Source organism: Lacinutrix sp. YIN62, from assembly GCF_057219185.1.
The window spans coordinates 46,191-66,248 of sequence record NZ_JBXVVH010000017.1; the positions used below are offsets into that span (position 1 = coordinate 46,191).

The 20,058-nt window shown below is 34.3% G+C and carries 19 protein-coding genes and 1 tRNA gene; 5 read left to right on the forward strand and 15 right to left on the reverse strand.

What is annotated here, in order from left to right; translation table 11 throughout:
• Positions 1–210: 210 nt before the first annotated feature.
• Entirely contained in the window at positions 211–411 is a 201-nt protein-coding gene (gene dmpI, locus AC2D8I_RS12080) for a 4-oxalocrotonate tautomerase DmpI (protein ID WP_484706272.1), read from the forward strand.
• 251 nt (positions 412–662) lie between these two features.
• Here dmpI and AC2D8I_RS12085 read toward each other — a convergent pair.
• The 5 genes from AC2D8I_RS12085 to AC2D8I_RS12105 all read right to left on the reverse strand — a co-directional run bounded on the left by AC2D8I_RS12085 (position 663) and on the right by AC2D8I_RS12105 (position 7,700).
• A tRNA-Asp gene (locus AC2D8I_RS12085) sits at positions 663–736 on the reverse strand.
• Between the two features lie 79 nt (positions 737–815).
• Positions 816–1,745 carry a DUF58 domain-containing protein gene (locus AC2D8I_RS12090; RefSeq protein WP_484706273.1) on the reverse strand — a complete coding sequence of 310 codons (930 nt, stop codon included), beginning with the start codon at positions 1,743–1,745 and terminating at the stop codon, positions 816–818.
• A gap of 117 nt (positions 1,746–1,862) precedes the next feature.
• Positions 1,863–2,180: a thioredoxin gene (gene trxA / locus AC2D8I_RS12095; protein WP_484706274.1), complete on the reverse strand. Its 318-nt coding sequence runs from the start codon at positions 2,178–2,180 to the stop codon at positions 1,863–1,865.
• A 273-nt stretch (positions 2,181–2,453) separates the two neighbouring features.
• Positions 2,454–6,842, reverse strand: a complete 4,389-nt coding sequence (gene dnaE, locus AC2D8I_RS12100) for a DNA polymerase III subunit alpha (protein ID WP_484706275.1) — start codon at positions 6,840–6,842, stop codon at positions 2,454–2,456.
• Positions 6,843–6,992: 150 nt separating this feature from the next.
• Positions 6,993–7,700, reverse strand: coding sequence for a DUF6252 domain-containing protein (locus AC2D8I_RS12105; protein ID WP_484706276.1), 708 nt, complete (start codon positions 7,698–7,700; stop codon positions 6,993–6,995).
• A 150-nt stretch (positions 7,701–7,850) separates the two neighbouring features.
• Here AC2D8I_RS12105 and AC2D8I_RS12110 point away from each other — a divergent pair, with 150 nt between their 5' ends.
• From AC2D8I_RS12110 to AC2D8I_RS12125, 4 genes are all read left to right on the forward strand, one after another.
• Entirely contained in the window at positions 7,851–8,360 is a 510-nt protein-coding gene (locus tag AC2D8I_RS12110; protein WP_484706277.1) for a 30S ribosomal protein S16, read from the forward strand.
• A gap of 137 nt (positions 8,361–8,497) precedes the next feature.
• Complete coding sequence (rimM, locus tag AC2D8I_RS12115) at positions 8,498–9,028, forward strand: ribosome maturation factor RimM (RefSeq protein WP_484706278.1); 531 nt, start codon at positions 8,498–8,500, stop codon at positions 9,026–9,028.
• A 6-nt stretch (positions 9,029–9,034) separates the two neighbouring features.
• Positions 9,035–9,748 (forward strand): tRNA1(Val) (adenine(37)-N6)-methyltransferase, encoded by a 714-nt coding sequence (locus AC2D8I_RS12120; protein WP_484706279.1) that lies wholly within the window; start codon positions 9,035–9,037, stop codon positions 9,746–9,748.
• A gap of 121 nt (positions 9,749–9,869) precedes the next feature.
• Positions 9,870–11,048, forward strand: a complete 1,179-nt coding sequence (locus tag AC2D8I_RS12125; protein WP_484706280.1) for an acyl-CoA dehydrogenase family protein — start codon at positions 9,870–9,872, stop codon at positions 11,046–11,048.
• 186 nt (positions 11,049–11,234) lie between these two features.
• On the opposite strand, the gene AC2D8I_RS12130 is transcribed toward AC2D8I_RS12125, so the two are convergent.
• The 10 genes from AC2D8I_RS12130 to trmB form a co-directional block, all read right to left on the reverse strand.
• Positions 11,235–12,617 carry a di-heme oxidoreductase family protein gene (locus AC2D8I_RS12130; RefSeq protein WP_484706312.1) on the reverse strand — a complete coding sequence of 461 codons (1,383 nt, stop codon included), beginning with the start codon at positions 12,615–12,617 and terminating at the stop codon, positions 11,235–11,237.
• 96 nt (positions 12,618–12,713) lie between these two features.
• Positions 12,714–13,784, reverse strand: a complete 1,071-nt coding sequence (locus tag AC2D8I_RS12135) for an imelysin family protein (protein ID WP_484706281.1) — start codon at positions 13,782–13,784, stop codon at positions 12,714–12,716.
• Between the two features lie 19 nt (positions 13,785–13,803).
• On the reverse strand, positions 13,804–15,147 hold the full coding sequence (locus AC2D8I_RS12140) for a porin (RefSeq protein ID WP_484706282.1): 1,344 nt from the start codon (positions 15,145–15,147) through the stop codon (positions 13,804–13,806).
• Between the two features lie 97 nt (positions 15,148–15,244).
• Positions 15,245–15,577 carry a 2Fe-2S iron-sulfur cluster-binding family protein gene (locus AC2D8I_RS12145; protein ID WP_484706283.1) on the reverse strand — a complete coding sequence of 111 codons (333 nt, stop codon included), beginning with the start codon at positions 15,575–15,577 and terminating at the stop codon, positions 15,245–15,247.
• A gap of 47 nt (positions 15,578–15,624) precedes the next feature.
• Positions 15,625–16,686 carry an NAD(P)/FAD-dependent oxidoreductase gene (locus AC2D8I_RS12150; RefSeq protein ID WP_484706284.1) on the reverse strand — a complete coding sequence of 354 codons (1,062 nt, stop codon included), beginning with the start codon at positions 16,684–16,686 and terminating at the stop codon, positions 15,625–15,627.
• A 5-nt stretch (positions 16,687–16,691) separates the two neighbouring features.
• Positions 16,692–16,934 (reverse strand): NifU family protein, encoded by a 243-nt coding sequence (locus AC2D8I_RS12155; protein ID WP_484706285.1) that lies wholly within the window; start codon positions 16,932–16,934, stop codon positions 16,692–16,694.
• A 3-nt stretch (positions 16,935–16,937) separates the two neighbouring features.
• Complete coding sequence (locus AC2D8I_RS12160) at positions 16,938–18,077, reverse strand: Mrp/NBP35 family ATP-binding protein (protein WP_484706286.1); 1,140 nt, start codon at positions 18,075–18,077, stop codon at positions 16,938–16,940.
• A 202-nt stretch (positions 18,078–18,279) separates the two neighbouring features.
• Positions 18,280–18,612: an MGMT family protein gene (locus AC2D8I_RS12165; protein WP_484706287.1), complete on the reverse strand. Its 333-nt coding sequence runs from the start codon at positions 18,610–18,612 to the stop codon at positions 18,280–18,282.
• A 22-nt stretch (positions 18,613–18,634) separates the two neighbouring features.
• Positions 18,635–19,267: a LysE family transporter gene (locus AC2D8I_RS12170; RefSeq protein WP_484706288.1), complete on the reverse strand. Its 633-nt coding sequence runs from the start codon at positions 19,265–19,267 to the stop codon at positions 18,635–18,637.
• Between the two features lie 2 nt (positions 19,268–19,269).
• A complete protein-coding gene (gene trmB / locus AC2D8I_RS12175; RefSeq protein ID WP_484706289.1) occupies positions 19,270–19,944 on the reverse strand; it encodes a tRNA (guanosine(46)-N7)-methyltransferase TrmB in 675 nt (224 codons plus the stop codon).
• Between the last annotated feature and the right edge of the window lie 114 nt (positions 19,945–20,058).

The window sequence follows — 20,058 nt, forward strand, 5'->3', positions numbered from 1 at the left end:
TCGGGGTTTATTTATACTTCAAAAGCAGCATTAGCATCTATTTGCTAAGTTAGCCTTTTGAGAGGATAAGTGGGATCTATTCTATAGAAAATCATAACACGACACAACAAAAATACGTTTGATTTGATGAAATGAAAAATTCTTAAATTTGTATAATATCAAACGTAATTATTATTACAAAAAGAAACCCTTAACTAAAAACAAAATAATATGCCTTACATATCATTTGAGTCTGGTAAACTTGAAAAAGAAACCAAAAAAAAACTAATTGAACAGTTAACAAAAGTATCCTCAGACATTACAGGTGTCCCAAAAGAGTTCTTTTTTGTTTCAATAAAAGAATTTCCAGATGACGACATAGCCATTGGAGGAAAGACAGTAACAGAAATGAAGCAAAAAATTAAAAAATAAGACCACTTTTAAAATTTCAAACAACTTAGATTACAATTATTCTGAGTTGTTTTTATTTTTAAATACTACATGCTTATTTATAGTACGTTTAAAATAAAAAAGCATCCCGATTTTCTTACAAAGAAAAAAGGAAAGCTTTCCATCGGTTTAACTACTTAAACCATTGACAGACTACTACATCTGTCAAAACAACACAACTAAAATTATTTGCCAAAAAAAGCTCCAATCTCTTGGAGCTTTTAGCAATTTTGCGGTCTGGACGGGACTCGAACCCGCGACCCCCTGCGTGACAGGCAGATATTCTAACCAACTGAACTACCAGACCGTTGCTTATTGCGAGTGCAAATATACACTCCTATTTGAATATCACAAACCTTTTTTTGGTTTTTTTTCAAAAATAAATATCACAAGAACTTTTGGCGCTCCACCATATATGCTGTTAAAACAGCATTAAAATCTCTATTCACGTCAGCCTCAACATATTTAATTTTATTCTGACCACATTTAAGTCGTAGGTTCTCAAAATACTCAACTACTCTTTTTTTATAATTTTCTTTTACCGAATCCGAATATAGATTAATAAAAGCACCTGTTTCTATATCTACAAATCGTTTTGGTTTATTATCGAAATTAAAAGAAAGCTCTTTATCCTTGTCAAACACATGAAACAAAACGACCTCATGCTTATTATATTTTAAATGTCTCAAAGCCTCAAATAACTCATCTTCATTTGATGCTGCTTGAAACATATCCGTAAACACAAAAATAAGAGAACGCCTATGTATTTTTTCTGCTATTTGATGCAAATACTTATATGTTTCTGTTTTTTTATTCTTCGGTTTAGAAACAATTGTTTTACTCAACTGTGACAATAACATTTGATGATGCCGCTCACTCCCTTTTTCTGAAGCATAAAAGTCATAACGATCACTATAAATGCTTAAACCCACAGCATCCCGTTGCTTTTTTAGAATGTGCATTAAAGACGCCGCTGCGAGTGCTGCAAAGCCTGTTTTGTTTAAATGATCTATCGCTAAAGTATTTCTTTCAGGATAATGCATAGAACTACTATTATCTATAATAATATGGCACCTCAAATTTGTTTCATCATCATAACGCTTAGTGTACAATTTATCGGTTTTAGCAAAAAGCTTCCAATCTATATGACGAGTACTCTCACCTTGATTATATATTTTGTGTTCTGCAAACTCTGCTGAAAATCCATGAAATGGACTTTTATGCATTCCAGATATAAACCCTTCAACCACTTGTTTTGCCAAGTGTTCTAAATTTTTAAAGCCTCCCGATTTATTAAGTTCTTCTTGTAAATTCATTTTTTATAGTAGCGCTTTAGCCCGTTTATATTATAAAATCGAAACTAATATATTAGCCTAAACTAAAAAAGGTTTGCCGTAATGGCAAACCTTTTATCAATTCTTTGTGAATATATTCTATAAAAGAGCGTCTATAGCTTCTGAATAAGCATTTTTTGGCGCTACTCCAACTTGACGTCCAACAACTTCTCCGTTTTGGAAAACTAAAACTGTAGGAATATTTCTTACACCATACTTCGCTGCAAATTCTTGGTTTGCATCTACATCTAATTTCCCAACGATTGCCTTATCTTTGTATTCCTCGCTAATTTGGTCTATAATTGGCCCAACCATTCTACAAGGCCCACACCAAGCTGCCCAAAAATCTACCATTACTGGCTTATCGCTTTTCAATACTGTTTCTTCAAAATTCGCATCTGTGATTTCTAATGCCATAATATTATAATTTAATTGTATTTTATGTTACGCTATGTTAATATGCAATATTAGTCAAAAATTTTGCCAAAGCTTACAACCTGACAATTTGTTTTACTTATTGCCTTATTGTTTTGTCTTATTACAGTTTACAGAAACACACGCTAATCATTTAGGGCTTTATTTTCAAGATATAACACCTGATTTCAAAAGGTCACCTCATACTAAAAACAACTAAATACCAGCCAAATACATTAATTAAAACAAAATGCAATTCACGAATCACTTCTTTCTCTAATTCAACTTATAAAGCACTTGCTGCTCATCCAATTCACTTAATAACTCTTGTGACACTTTTACTTTTTGCTTACGACTAGGCATCTCTAATTTTATCTTATCTCTATTTTCATAAATCAAAAAGTTAAGTAAATGACTTCCTGGGTGCATTGCTATTAAATCTTTAAGTTTTCTAATTTTATCTGCTTTTAATTCTTTTACATTTAGTTGTATTGATAATTTCCGAACATACTTATCCATAACATCATGTAACAACTGGAAACTATTAAATTGTAATCTTGGATCACTTTTCTTCCCCGTATCTTTATTCACCCAGCCTTCTCTAACGAAAGACTTAACATGTACAAAGTTATTTTTCATTAAAAAATGACGGTGTTTTAGGTATTCCTCACCAAAAATGCGGAACTCATAAGAATCGGTGTAATCCTCTATAGTAAATAAAGCCCATCCTTTTCCTTGCTTACTCACACGATGTTGTACATCTGTAACAACCCCTCCAAAAGTAATTTCTTTATTTACGTGCGGTGTCAAATCATTAAAATAAGCAATAGTACCTGTACAAAAAGTTTTCATTTCAGTTCTAAAATCATCCAAAGGATGACCAGAAATATAAATTCCAACAACCTCTCGTTCTTGAGCTAGCTTTTCCATCGTTCCCCAAGTATCACAAGGCGGCACTAATGGTTCTTCAATTTGAACTTCACTTCCTCCTCCAAACAAACTTACCTGAGCAGAATTCTCATTCTCTTGGTGTTTTGCACCATATTTAATTGCTTTTTCTAGAAAGGTTAAATCGCCTCCTTCTTTATGAAAATACTGTGCTCTGTGAGTATCATTAAAACAATCAAAACCACCTGCAAGCGCCAAATTCTCAAACGCCTTCTTATTAGCTGCTCGTAAATCAATACGTTTAGAAATATCGAAAATAGACTTATAAGGCCCATCTTTTGCTCGATTTTCTACAATAGTCATTACAGCACCATGTCCTACTCCTTTTATAGCTCCCATTCCAAAACGCACCGCATTATTTTGATTTACAGAAAACTTATAAAACGACTCGTTTACATCTGGCCCCAACACTTCTAATTTCATTCGTTTACATTCTTCCATAAAGAATGTTACTTGCTTAATATCATTCATATTGTTAGAAAGCACAGCTGCCATATACTCTGCTGGATAATGTGCTTTTAAATAAGCGGTCTGATATGCTATCCACGCATAACATGTTGAATGCGATTTATTAAAGGCATAACTTGCAAAGGCTTCCCAATCCTTCCAAATTTTTTCTAATTTTTTAGCATCATGCCCTTTTTCACTAGCCTGCTCAATAAATTTTGGCTTCATCTTATCTAAAACCGCAATTTGCTTTTTACCCATTGCCTTACGTAATACATCGGCTTCACCTTTAGTAAAGTCTGCTAATTTTTGAGATAGCAACATTACCTGCTCTTGGTAAACGGTTATTCCATAGGTCTCCTTAAGGTACTCTTCCATTGCTGGAAGATCATATTCTATATCTTCATCGCCATGTTTTCTACGAACAAAGCTCGGAATATATTCCATAGGTCCTGGACGATATAGAGCATTCATTGCAATTAAATCATCAAACACTGTTGGCTTTAAATCCTTAAGGTGCTTTTGCATCCCTGGAGATTCATATTGAAACACACCAACCGTTTCACCACGTTGGAACAATTCGTATGTTTTCACATCATCTAACGGAAAATTTTCAGGATCTAGTAAAACATCATGCTTTGCTTTAACAATCTTTACCGTGTCTTTAATTAGGGTTAACGTTTTAAGCCCCAAGAAATCCATCTTTAAAAGGCCTGCATCTTCTACTACAGAGTTATCAAACTGTGTAACGTACAAGTCCGAATCTTTAGCTGTAGATACTGGTACAAACTTTGTAATATCGTCTGGTGTAATAATTACACCACAAGCATGAATCCCTGTATTCCTAACAGAACCTTCTAATGATCTAGCAAGATTAAGTGTTTCTGCCTGCAAATCGGAACCTTCAGAAATATTTAATAATTCATTGACTTTTTCTAGCTCTTCAGCCCTAAACATATTTTTTAATCCCTTTTCATCTGCGCCAAAGATCTTGCGTAACTTTGACATATTAGGAATTAACTTAGCAATACGATCTGCATCAAACAACGGTAAATCAAGAACTCTTGCGGTGTCTCTAATAGATGACTTAGCCGCCATTGTTCCATAAGTAATAATTTGAGCAACCTGATTACTCCCATATTTTTCAATTACATAATCCATAACACGACTGCGACCTTCGTCATCAAAATCGATATCAATATCGGGCATACTCACACGATCAGGATTCAAGAAACGCTCAAAAAGAAGATTATACTTCATTGGATCGATATTCGTAATCCAAAGGCAATAAGCAACTACAGAACCTGCTGCAGAGCCACGACCTGGCCCCACCGAAACGTCCATATTCCTAGCTTCTCTAATAAAATCCTCAACAATTAAGAAATATCCTGGATAACCTGTTTTCTCGATAACCTCCAACTCAAAATCCAAACGTTCTACAGCTTCTTCGGTTAAAGGTTCTCCATAGCGTTTTTTTGCGCCTTCATAGGTTATGTGGCGTAAAAAAGCATTTTCCCCTCTTTTTCCACCATCTACATTATCTTCCTCATATCTAAACTTTTCAGGAATATTAAAGGCAGGTAAAAGAACGTCTCTGGCTAATTGATAAGCCTCTACTTTATCTACAACTTCTTGAATATTTAGAATTGCTTCAGGAACATCCTTAAAAGCATTCTTCATTTCCGCTGCAGACTTGAAATAATAATCTTTATTTGGTAATCCATAACGATAGCCTCGTCCTCTACCAATTGGTGTCGCTTGTTTTTCCCCTTCTTTTACACAAAGCAAAATATCATGCGCATTAGCATCATTTTGACTTGCATAATATGTATTATTTGAAGCGACTAATTTTATTTCGTGTTTTTTCGCTAATGTTATCAATGACGGATTTACTCTATTTTCATCCTCTTGATTATGACGCATAATCTCGACATACAAGTCATCCTTAAACTCCTCTTTCCACCAAAGCAAAGCCTCTTCTGCTTGTTTTTCTCCAATATTTAAAACCTTACTTGGAACTTCGCCATATAAATTACCTGTTAATACAATAAGGTCCTCTTTATATTCTTGAATTAATTTCTTATCAATTCTAGGAACATAATAAAACCCATTAACAAAGGCGTGGGAGGACAACTTAGCAAGATTATGATATCCATTTTTATTTTTAGCTAATAAAACGATTTGATACCCATTATCCTTTCTAGATTTATCTAAATGGTTTTCACAAACAAAAAATTCGCAACCTATAATTGGTTTTATTTCCTTAACTTTAGGACGCTCTCCTCTAGCTTCAGCCTCTTCATTTTTTGCTTTTGCTGCTTTATTATGCTTATTAGCGGCATTTACAAAATGAAACGCCCCCATCATATTCGCATGATCTGTCAAAGCAACCGCAGGCATATTTTGTTTTGCAGCCACAGCAATTAAATCTACAACACTCATCGTTGATTGCAGAACTGAAAATTGAGAATGGTTATGTAGATGTACAAAATCTACATCTTGCAGCTCTTTTATATTCCCTTTTATTTCCTCCTCAGAAATCCCACCCGTTTGTGCTTTCTGTAAACGTTCATTAATTTTCGCGCTTTCGCGTTTTAAATTAATATGCTTTAACCCTATAAGCTGAATTGTTTGCGGATTCGCCTCAGAAAAACGTTCAAAATAATCGGGAGCAACATCTAACTGTTCTTCGGTATACTGTCGTCTTCTAATTAACTCGAAAAAACAACGTGTGGTCGCTTCTACATCGGCAGTAGCATTGTGAGCTTCAGCAAAGCCATCTCCAAATAAGAATTTATGCAGTTCTGAAAGTGTTGGTAATTTAAACTTCCCATAACGTCCTCCTGGAATCTCACATAAACTTGCTGTATGTTCTGTACAAGTATCTAAAACAGGAAGTTCTTGCAACGGGTTAACAACATTTTCTCGACAAAACTCGGCCCCCATAATATTTAAGTCAAACTTTACGTTTTGACCTACAACAAACTTAGTTTTACTCAAAGCTAAATTAAACTGCTCTAAAACCACAGCCAATGCAACACCTTGTTCTTCTGCCAACTCGGTAGATATCCCATGAATTTTCTCGGCGTCATAGGGAATATTAAAGCCCTCTGGTTTTACTAAGTAATCTTGGCTCTCAATACAGTTCCCCAGCTCATCATGTAATTGCCATGCTATTTGAATACAGCGAGGCCAGTTCTCTAAATCTGTAATTGGCGCATCCCAACGTTTCGGTAAACCTGTTGTTTCAGTATCAAAAATTAAGTACATTATTCGTGTTTATACGTTTGTTTATCAAGCCCTTATCAACCTCAAGCTTTATTTGTAAAAATACATAAAATACAAAAGCAACAAACCCTTTTAAACAAAAAAACGCAGCCCAAATTTGGCTGCGTTTTAAGCATATATTTTTAAGCGCTGTTACATACAACTCAAGCTATCAATTATGGCCTGTATTCCTCCACTTGGATCACCACATAAATCTTTCTGACTAATTAATGCAGTCTCATATGCAGTACATACAGCTACATAATTAGGATCTGTAATCGCGGTTGTATTAAAAAGGATCAATGCGGCACTAACTATTGCTGTAGCATCAGCACATTCTGCACCGGTACCACTTCCACCTCCAGAATTAGTATCTGGATCAGGAACCACTACTCCGCCTAATGCAACGTTATAAAAGACCCCTTGATTAAAATTTATAGATGACAGGCCTGAAGCATTAAATGCATTGAAATAAAACTCTCCCGAAACTGTGCCTGCTTCTAAATCAACATCCTTTAAGTTTATCACCCCATCGGCTGGATAAATTTGAACACTTGGATCTGGGGTATTATCGGTAGACCAAGGCACCTCATTAACATCTAAAAGTGAAGCTGAAGATTGAGTAACAACAACGTCATGCGAACCTATTGTAGTAGAATTAACAACCAAAGTAACGGTCTCGAAATTATCAGAACCAATAATGGTCAAAATACCTGAATCATCAATACTTGCTCTGTAGGTTAAAGCCTCCCACAAGTTACCATCCTTTTTAGCTTGAAAAGAAGGGGTATTAAATTCCAATTCTTCACCACAGCTTAAAAAAGTAAAAGCGACGAGGACCAAAACAATTAACTTTTTCATAACATTTTGTTTTAATAAGGTTTCAAAAATATAATAAAAATTATAAATTCCATATAATAACATTAAAAACTTGAAATTTAAATAAATGTACCTATCTTTGCCCCTTTATTATTAATAATTGAGGTCGAGAACCTCGCAAATTAATTTATTATGCCAGTAAAGATTAGATTACAAAGACACGGTAAAAAAGGAAAACCTTTCTACTGGATTGTAGCAGCAGATTCAAGAGCAAAAAGAGATGGTAAATACTTAGAAAAAATTGGTATTTACAATCCAAACACAAACCCAGCAACAATTGATTTAGATGTTGATGGCGCTGTAAAATGGTTACAGAATGGTGCACAACCAACTGATACAGCCAAAGCCTTATTATCTTACAAAGGAGCCTTATTAAAAAATCACCTTGCAGGTGGTGTTAGAAAAGGCGCTTTAACTGAAGAGCAAGCTGAAGCAAAATTCACTGCTTGGTTAGAAGAGAAAACAGGTAAAGTCGATTCTAAAAAAGAAGGTTTAGCAAAAGCTGATGCTGATGCTAAAACAAAAGCTTTAGAAGCTGAAAAAGCTGTAAATGAAGCAAGAGTTGCAGCTGCCGCTCCTGTTGTAGAAGAAAAAGAAGAAGAAGTTGCTGAAACAACTGAAGCTTCTAATGAAGAAGAATAGAAATTTATTTTTTATACTTTTAAACTCCGATATAAACTATCGGAGTTTTTTATGCAAAATACTTTTATCTATATTTCTAACACACGCTCTGAAATATGATAATTTAATGTTTTCTGTGAACAAAAATATAGCATTCAATGAATAAAAAAGATTGTTTTTTCTTAGGTAAGATTGTAAAAAAATACAGTTTTAAAGGAGAATTACTCGCTAAACTTGACACTGATGAACCTAAGCTTTATGAACATTTAGAATCCGTTTTTATAGATCTAAAGGGAACCTTAATTCCTTTTTTTATTGAAAGCTCTAAATTACATAAATCCGAGCTCCTTCGTATTAAATTTGAAGATATTGATACTGAAGAAGACGCTGATTCACTTTTAAAAAACGAACTGTATTTACCTCTTAGTTTTCTTCCTGAATTAGAAGGAGATAAATTCTACTTCCATGAGATAATAGGCTTTACTGTAAAAGATAAAAATTTTGGAACTGTAGGTACTATTAAAGCGATCAATGATACTACAGCTCAATCTTTATTTGAAATAGATCGTGATGGAATAGAAATCTTAATCCCAATGAATGATGAATTTATTTCTAAATTAGACAAACCCAACAAGATTATTTTTGTTGAAACCCCCGAAGGACTTATAGATTTATATTTAGATCAATAAAAAACAATGAATAAACCGTTTAAATTTAAACACTTCGAAGTTTATCAAGATCAATGCGCAATGAAAATTGGCACTGATAGTGTTTTATTAGGCGCATGGACCCCTATTAAAACTCAGCCGTTTTCAATTTTAGATATTGGAGCCGGCACAGGCGTTTTATCTTTAATGATGGCACAACGTAGTCAAGCAGAGCTCATTGACGGTATTGAAATTGATTCTATGGCATACGAACAATGTGTCGATAATTTTGAAGCATCTTCTTGGGGAGATCGTTTATTTTGTTATCATGCAGATCTTGCTGAATTCACTGAAGAAATTGAAGAGCGCTACGACTTAATTGTCTCCAATCCTCCATTCTATTCTGAAGATTTTAAAACAGCCGATCTCCAGCGTGATTTAGCGCGTTTTAATGATGCGCTACCTTTTGATCATTTAATTGAAAGCGTTTCCCTTTTATTAGCTAAAGATGGGGTGTTCTCGGTTATTATTCCACATAAAGAAGAGGCTAGATTCATTGCTTTAGCTAAAACAGTAAACCTGTTTCCTTATAAAATACTTCATGTAAAAGGGCAACCTACATCTGCAATAAAACGAAGTCTTATTGCTTTTTCATTTCAAAATAAAACGGTAGAAAAAAAGGCACTCATTATAGAAACCTCTAGACACGAATACACCGATGATTATATAAATCTGACGAAAGATTTTTACCTTAAAATGTAATTTTTAAATTGGGCAATGTAATCGTTTTCATTATTTTTGCTACCCCATATAGATACACTATTATGATTCGAGTCCATTTGCAAAAAATGCATTTGCCCTCTAAATATTAAAATAAAACTAGATGAAACCTGATTTATTTGAAGCTCCAGATTATTACAACTTGGACGAGTTATTAACTGAAGAACACAAATTAGTACGTGATGCTGCCCGTGAATGGGTTAAGCGAGACGTTTCTCCTATAATAGAAGAATATGCACAAAAAGCAGAATTCCCAACACAAATAGTTAGCGGACTAGCAGAAATTGGTGCTTTCGGCCCATACATTCCAGAAGAGTATGGTGGTGCTGGATTAGATCAAATTTCCTATGGATTGATAATGCAAGAGATTGAACGTGGAGATTCTGGAGTACGTAGTACAGCATCTGTACAATCCTCTTTAGTGATGTACCCTATTTGGAAGTATGGAAACGAAGAGCAAAAACAAAAATACCTTCCCAAATTAGCTAGTGGAGAATGGATAGGAAGTTTTGGTCTTACAGAACCTGATCATGGTAGTAATCCAGGAGGCATGACTACTAATTTTAAAGATATGGGAGATCATTATCTTTTAAATGGTGCAAAAATGTGGATTTCTAATGCTCCCTTTTGTCAGATCGCTGTGGTATGGGCTAAAAATGAAGAAGGTCGTATCCATGGTTTAATAGTAGAGCGAGGCATGGAAGGATTCTCTACACCAGAAACTCATAACAAATGGTCACTACGAGCTAGTGCAACAGGAGAACTTATTTTTGATAATGTAAAAATCCCTAAAGAAAACTTACTCCCGAATAAATCCGGATTAGGCGCACCATTAGGCTGTTTAGATTCTGCTCGTTTTGGTATTGCTTGGGGCGCTATAGGAGCAGCTATGGATTGCTACGACACTGCTTTAAGATATTGTAAAGAGCGCCTTCAATTTGGAAAACCTATTGGACAATTTCAATTGCAACAAAAAAAACTAGCTGAAATGATTACAGAAATCACCAAAGCTCAATTATTAGCTTGGCGTTTAGGTGTAATGCGTGAAAATGGTACTGCGACTTCTGCACAAATATCTATGGCAAAACGTAACAATGTAGATATGGCTATTAATATAGCACGTGAAGCCAGACAAATGTTAGGAGGAATGGGAATTACAGGAGAATATAGTATTATGCGTCACTCTATGAATTTAGAGAGTGTAATTACCTATGAAGGCACGCATGACATCCACTTGCTAATTACAGGCCTAGATGTTACAGGTTTAAATGCTTTTAAATAAATAACAGACCCTAATTAAAAATAACAAAAAAGCTTCAATATGAAGCTTTTTTTGTTATTACTTGCCATAAAAAGGGGTTCATATAATCTATTTACTTTAAATAGAATTGTAGACTTATTCAAATAGATTTACAATAGCGTTACACTATTTAAGCTTTGCTTACTTACAGCAGCGTAATTTTTATAATTATAGTGAATTTACAAAACTCAGTAAATCTGCTCTATCTTCTGCAGATAGTGCTTTGAACAGAATTTTAGAGTTTAACGCTTCTCCTCCATGCCATAATATAGCTTCGGTAATATTTTTTGCTCTACCATCATGTAAAAAATCGGTATGCCCATTAACTACTTCTGTTAATCCTATTCCCCACAACGGACGTGTTTTCCATTCGTTTCCATTAGCTAAGAAATCGGATCTATTATCTGCCAAATCCTCTCCCATATCATGCAATAACATATCTGTATATGCGTATATGGTTTGACCAGACAATGCTGGTGTAGCACTCGAACCAGTAGTCATACTTGGAATGTGGCATTTTGCACATTCAATTTGCTCAAAAATCAAAGACCCTTTTCTTACAGAATCATTATTTAAATCTCTAGGCGCTGGTACTGCAAGTGTTTTACAGTAAAAAGCCACTTGATCAAGAATTTCTTCTGTAATTTCTGGGTCATCTCCTAAGCCATCGCCACCATTTGTTTGTCCATAGCCCGTTTCTTGTGGAAACAAATAATTCGTCACTCCCATATCGCCCACATAAGCTCCAGCACATTGCTCTAAAACAGTTGCTGTACTTCCTTTCCATCCAAAACGGCCTATTTTGGTTGTACCAGAAATAATATCAAAAACATAATTAGCCTTACCAGAAATTCCATCGCCATTACTATCCGAAATATCTTGGTATTTTAATATTTCTGATTCTGGAATCTCTTCTAATAATCCCAAACCAAAAACTGGTGGTGCTAATCTTGGAGATAGTAGTACTGAATTACCAATAGGAACATAAGTATTAATAAGCCCATAATTAGGCTTTTGAAGAGTCACTTGTGTCCCATCTGCAAAAGTTTCAACAATAGGAGTATAATCGACTTGAAATTTTGCTTCAGGTTCATATCCAAAAATAGCTTGATTTTGAATTTGCAACCCAAAATTAGGAACGGGTACAGGACCGCCATTTGAGGCTGTTCCAGGTAAACTTGAACGTAAGAAAAAACCACTGAGCGCATTTATATCTTCTGGAAAAGGCGCTCTTCCATCCTTTGGGTGGCAAGCGATACATGAAGTATTATTAAAAATGGGTCCCACACCTTCATTTACAATAGCTGGAGCTGTAACAAAAGCGGCTTCGAATTGCGCATCACCTTCTAGGTGCTTATCCAAATCACTTCCTAATAAATTACTAGCTGGTGTGCTAAAGGAATTACTAGACGTTAAAAAAACAGTTGTTTCTCCTCCTGCATACAAACGTTCTTCAAGATTTGGGAGCGGTTCATAATCATTGTTATCATCGTCTGATGCACAAGAAGTAAAAAACAGCGTTACTAAGCTAAAAAAACTTAAATATTGTATTCTTATATTCATTATTAATAATTTTATATATGAAAAGAACATCAAATAATATGATGTTCTTTTCCTATTATAATTTTAGGTTTCCCTTTTTAACTATTATAAATTAGATACTAATGGTATTAAACTGGTTTCTAATACCGTTAACAAACTAGCGACTTTAGTTTGTGCATTTTCTACTGCAGCTCTATTATTAACAATAGCATCTGTAAACGTTCCAGGAATAGCTTCTATAGCAGAGATAGCATCTGAGATTTCCATTTTTATAGACGCATCTAATTCTGCATTAGATAATGAAACGATATCGGTTAATCCTTTTCCATTGATACCATTAAAATCTCCTAAATAAATATTTTGGATACTTTTTATATTATTCGCAAAATCTAATTTTGAATTATTACTAAAACGAGACTCTTCTACTTCTGGTTTTGCGTCTCCATTGTTTCCTACTAAAGGGTTATTAATTTTACCATTAGCAACCTCATCTGCTATAATAACTAGTCCTTCTGCAAATTCTTTAAGTCCATCTTTTTGAGATTTAATTGGTTTTGAATTTGAAGGGTTAATGAAGTTATCTGCAAAGTAATCACCACTTACTGCCCATCCATTGTATAAATCTTCTGTCTGCGATTTTAGGTTTTCTGTTGTTGCCACCAAATACTCTAGTTCTCTAGCTGTTAAATCTGATGCCGCTTTATTACCATCTAATCCCCAAATTAAATATTCGATAGTATGAAACCCTCTAGCTTCATTATTACTTTCTAGTAAAGTAGATGTTATTGCATTCTCGCTGGCAATAACATTATTAATAGCATTAACATTTACTGGCCAAGAATCAATTGCTGGATCTATACCTTCTGTATCTACTGGACCATATAAAAACCCTTCCGATTTCTCCCATGGTGCTCTTGTGTCTTGCCAAGCTGCTTTAACTGCTTGCAATTGCATTTCATCACCAATAGTTAAATTCCTAGCAGCTGTAACTAATACGCCTGCGTTATTATTTAATGAATTATACGTCTCAGTAATAACACCTAGTGACACATCAGTTAAAACTTCAGTATACAAATCAGTATTAGTGTTTTCATTTTCTGAATTATCATCATTATTACTACAACTAGTAAAACCGAGTACCGCTGTAAAGCCTAAAATGAATATGTTTTTTTTCATGGGTCTATTTATTTATATATTAAAATTTGAATCCTATTCCTGTTGAAAATATTCTATCGTGTTGTTTTTTACCGGTAAATTCTAATGTAGAAGGGTTAAAATTTTCTGATCCTAAGCGACGGTCTGAGTATTGTGCTTTAACTACTATTTGCGGATGCACAAACCAGTTAACTCCGCCAGTTATTGTATTACGTTCCCAACGGGGATTATCAATAATACTACCTTCTACACCATGCATAGTATCGTAATAATCATATCTCATAAAGGGATAAAGCATTTGTTTAGCATGCTCATTAATTAAAGGCAAAATATTATATCCTAACTCAACAGATAATCCTAAAGCATTTTTCCCAACAGGAGTTCTTTTAACACCAAGATTATTAGAAAGATTAGCATTACGTATAGATACGATATTAGAATTCTCTAAATTTCCATATAACGCAATAGCATTAAACCGTAAGTTATTTTCATTATAGGTAATGTGGCCTTCAAAAATAGTTACATAGGCACTTTCTTCCATATCATCCTTAGGTCTGTTTGCTGCTGAATCGTTTATATAAGCTGCTAAACCAACATATGAGTCTTTATGCGTTCCAAATTTATAGTCTAAGCGTGCTGCAAACGCAAGAGATTCTGCATTAGCCATTTCGAAGCGTTGTTGGTATCCTCCTTTTATCCATCCTCTAGATGAAAATCCAGTAGCATCCAGACCACTAACGATATAAGCTTTATAGTTAAATCTTTTAGCAAAAGTTCCATAAAACTCGATCCCTGTTTCATACCAGCCTAGAGGTAGAATGGCATTTTCCATCTCTTGTCGTGTTGTGGTAAAGTAGCGAGTAGGCGTATCTAAACTTTGATGTAATCCAAAGTACAGCTTCATCTTTCCAGCACGAACATTGAAATAAGGTTTAATTTTAAAATTAATATGCACTTGCTCTAACTTAACACCTCCACCAGTTTCAATTTCTTGCTCAAATTCACCGAACTCTTCTTGGGTATCTAAATCTATTGCAGATGCCGTACCACCATGCTCATATTCAATTTCTGTTTTAAGGCTTATCTTATCAGTAAATTGATATCCTAAATACATATTTAAACGTTCTGCATCAAATTTATCTTTTAATGTAGGGTCTGTATCGTAATTGTTATTATAATAGTTGATCACGCCATAACCTTTCAAACTCAGGTTATCCCACAGACTTGAATTGTTTTTTTTTAATAAAATCTCCGCTTCAAGCTCTTGCTTTATTTCCTTCTTCAACGCTTCTTTAATAGCATTAATAGAAGTTGAATCTGTTATAGTTTGCGAAAAAATAGTGCTTACAAAAAGTAAGCTAAACATGGTAAGTATGCGCTTCATAATTAAAAATAAAGCTGCAAATTTTAGTTTTATTTAGACTAAATCCAAATAAAATTTTGATTATTTTTATTTATTCTAAATAAAAAGCGGTAACACTTTAACTTTCAGGAGCTAGAACAACCTTGAGCCCTTCCATTTTGGGAGTAATTTGTATTTGACATCCTAGTCGAGAATTGTCTTTAACGTAGAATGCTTCAGAAAGCATTGCTTCTTCATCGTCTTGCATTTCTGGCAATTCTGTTTCACTTAAAACATAACATTGACATGAGGCACACATTGCCATGCCTCCACAAACACCTATAGTTCCTTCTGGTGCTAACTCATAAGAACGTACCACCTCCATAAGATTCATAGCCATATCTGTGGGCGCTTCGATTTTATGAACAACTCCTTCTCTATCTGTTATTGTAATATTAACGTCTTGTTCCATTTTAAAAATAATTTAGGTCGACAACAACCAACCTTTACAGCAGGTCTTTATTCTATTTTTTTAACGACCGCTTTTGGGGCTTCTTTTCTTGTACCATCAAAGCCATCTACACCACTTACCGTAGTGTATTTTAAGACATAACGTTTCCCTGGATTTATAATTTTATAAGCAGCTTGACACATTAATGTGGCTTCATGAAAACCGCAAAGAATTAACTTAAGTTTACCGGGATAAGTATTGACATCTCCAATTGCAAAAATACCAGGAATATTGGTTTGATAATCTAATGAATTATTAACCACTATAGCATTTTTCTCAATTTCTAATCCCCAATTCCCTATTGGGCCTAATTTAGGAGACAACCCAAAAAGAGGGATAAAATGATCGCACTCTATTTCAAATTCTCTTTCAATATGTTGCGCTTGTTTAACAACTACAGCTTTTAATTTTCTATCACCAGCTAAACCAATAATTTCTGCTGGTGTGATTAAATTTATTTTTCCTGAGTTTTTTAATTCTTGAACTTTTTCTACAGAATCTAGATGTCCGCGAAATTCATTTCTTCTATGAATTAGCGTTACTTCTGATGCTACATCGCTTAAGAAAATACTCCAATCTAGAGCAGAATCGCCACCACCAGCAATGACCACTTTTTTGTCCCTATAGAACTCCGGGTCTTTTATAATGTATTCTACACCTTTATCTTCGAAGTCTGAGATATTATGAATTAAAGGTTTTCTAGGCTCAAAACTACCTAATCCACCAGCTATTGCTACTACAGGAGCTTGATGTTTAGTCCCTTTATTAGTTGTTACTATAAAGGAATCATCTTCTTGTTTTTCAATAGTTTCCGCACGTTCTCCCAAAGTAAAACCAGGTTCAAATTGTTTACACTGCTCTAACAAATTTGTTGTAAGGTCACCTGCAAGAATCTCTGGAAAACCAGGAATATCATAGATTGGTTTTTTGGGATAAATTTCTGAGCATTGTCCTCCTGCCTGAGGTAAGGCATCTATTAAATGGCAATTTAATTTTAATAATCCAGCTTCAAATACGGCAAATAAACCTGTTGGACCAGCTCCAATAATGAGAATATCTGTTTTAATCATAAATCCTAACTCTCGATATTTATCACTTGTTCAATTTGGGGAGCGTATTTTTTAATTGTCATTTCAACTCCAGATTTTAGTGTCATTTGGTTTACACTACAACCTACACAAGCGCCTTGTAATTGTACTTTAACTAACTTATCATCCTCGATAGACAACAACGAGATGTCTCCGCCATCACTTTGTAAAAACGGACGAATCTCTGCTAATGCCTTTTCTACATTTAATCTTAATTCTTCTGTTGTCATCTGCTATTTTTTAACTGCTGAACATCCAGCCATTGTGGTTATTTTAATTGCTTCCGTTGGAGGCAAATCTTTATTTCTATCTACAACTTCCATCACGACATTTTGAGTTAAGGTTTCAAAAGCCTTTTCAAGAGGTGTTCCTGTTTGTAATGCTGCTGGTCGACCAACATCTCCTGCTTCACGAATACTTTGTACTAATGGTATTTCACCAAGAAGTGGTACTTGTAAATCTTCCGACAAATGTTTTGCGCCTTCTTTTCCAAAAATATAGTATTTATTATCAGGTAATTCCTCTGGTGTGAAATAGGCCATGTTTTCTATAATCCCCAAGACTGGCACATTTATGCTCTCTTGTTGAAACATTGCAACCCCTTTTTTAGCATCGGCTAAAGCAACATTTTGAGGAGTACTAACAACAACAGCACCTGTAATAGGTAACGCTTGCATAAGACTCAAATGTATATCGCCTGTTCCAGGAGGTAAATCCAACAATAGAAAATCTAACTCTCCCCAAGCGGCATCAAATATCATTTGGTTTAATGCTTTTGCTGCCATTGGTCCTCTCCAAATAACCGCCTGATCGGGTTTAGTAAAAAATCCTATAGACAATACTTTTACGCCGTAATTTTCTACAGGTTTCATTTTTGACTTACCATCTACCGTTACAGACAAAGGCCTTTCCAACTCTACATCGAACATTATTGGCATGGATGGACCATAAATATCTGCATCTAAAACACCAACTTTGAATCCCATTTTTGCCAATGTTACTGCTAAGTTTGCAGTAACTGTAGATTTCCCAACACCGCCTTTTCCAGAAGCGACTGCTATTATATTTTTAATCCCTGGGATTTTTTTCCCTTTTATCTCTGTTGAAGGTACTGATTTCTCAGGGGCTTCAACTTTTAAATTCACTTTTACTTGTGCTTTCTCGTACACTTTATCGTGAATAACTTTAAGTATTTCTACTTCTGTTTTTTTTCGCGCTTGCAATGCAGGGTTCGTTATTGTAATATCAACAATCACTTCATCTGCAAAGGTAACCACGTTTTTAACTGCACCACTTTCTACCATATTTTGCCCTTCTCCAGGAACAGTTATGGTTTCTAATGCTTTTAATATATCTTCTTTATTAAGCTTCATCTTCCAATTTAGATTTATTCTAAAGTGCAAATATACAGCGAAATGTTTAGAATTAGAAACGGTTAGATTGAAATGATCTATACTATGATTAACTTAGATTATCTCTTAATAGTTATATTAGATTTGCAATTATAAAAACAGTCTCGTTTTAAGTCCTTTTTAAACCAAAATTCAAGACGTTTTAGCAAGTAAAAACTACATTTTACAACAACTCTTTTGAAGGATCCCAATAGACTTTATCTAGTTCTTGTATTTGGTTATTAACAATAATAACGCCTTCACTTTCCAAAAGTTGTTGCATTAAATTCGTCCCATCGAAATGGTGTTTTCCTGTGAGTAATCCTTTTCTATTTACAACTCTATGTGCTGGAACACCCTTTGCATGGGAACCATTCATAGCATAACCCACCATTCTAGCACTTCTTGGCGCTCCTAAATAATTACCAATAGCCCCGTAACTTGTTACCCTTCCATAAGGAATTAAACGAGCAACCTCATATACTTTTTCAAAAAAATTAAGTGTTTCTAGCTTCATCTTATCATTACATAATTAAGACTCACCATTCTTTTATAATATTAATCAAAGTAATTATTGAAATTACTGCAGTTATAATTCCAATACTATAATTCATACTTTTTTGAGACTTTATCTTTTTACTTTTTATTTTTTCAAAGAAAAACACATAGACATAAAGCATAACAAAAGTTCCCATAGCAGCTCCTGCCACATAACTATATATACTCATTGTCTCAAAAGTTAACCAACCAAAACTTGCTAGTGTTATACTAGTATATGCATGGTAAGGGATTGGAAAAATATTTAAGCTAGACAAAAAAACGCCTTGAAAAAAACTGCTTTTTTTACTCTTTAAATTGGCTTCAACATCTGCTCTTGCATCTTTCTTTTTAGCGAGCAACAAAAAATAAATGGTTATTAACACAAAAATAACAAAAGCAACACGCTGTAATATATCTACAACTTCAGGGTTACGACTTAAATATCTTGCGAATTCAAGTGCTATCAATGTTTGAATAATCACAACTACACAAACTCCAACAGAAAACACTAAGCCTCGTGTATGCCCATCTTTTATACTAACCTTTGCTGCTGTCATATTTAATAACCCTGGAGGGATTACACCAACTAATGCAAGAACGAAACCTAAAAGAAATATAAATGAAATGTTCAAGGTTACTTAATTTTGAATCTAATATACGTAATTGGTTTGTTTTGCTCTAAATACTGACTTTCATAATACGTTTGAATAGCTGTTACTTCTTTTGGACTTCCTTCTTGCTTGTAAACGTTATGGTTTGCATATAGCACTTCATGACCTGCTCCATGTAAGAGTCCCAACGTATAACCATGCATAAATTCACTATCTGTTTTAAGATGCATGATTCCATCTGGTTTTAAAATCTTTTTATACCGCTTTAAAAACGCTGCATTGGTCATTCTGTGCTTGGTTCGCTTATATTTTATCTGAGGGTCTGGAAATGTAATCCAAATTTCATCAACTTCATTTTCGATAAAAGCATAATCGATCAATTCTATTTGAGTGCGCAAAAAAGCAACATTTGTTATATTTTCTTCTAGTGCTGTTTTTGCTCCTCTCCAGAATCTTGCTCCTTTAATATCTACTCCTATATAGTTCCTGTTTGGATTTCTCTTTGCTAGTTCAACAGAATACTCCCCTTTTCCACAACCTAATTCTAAAACTATAGGGTTTTCATTTTTAAAAACCGTTTTATTCCAATTCCCTTTTAAATTGTATTCTCCTTCTACTAAAGCTTCCCGCGTTGGCTGAAATACATTTTTAAAAGTTTCATTTTCGTTAAATCTTTTGAGCTTATTCTTACTTCCCACAATATCTTAATGTTTTCGCAAAATTAAGGAAATATAATTGTTCGCTATTATCTTTATCTTTGATTTTATATGGATTTTAGCAAAGTCTTACAGTCACCATATTTCTTTATTAAA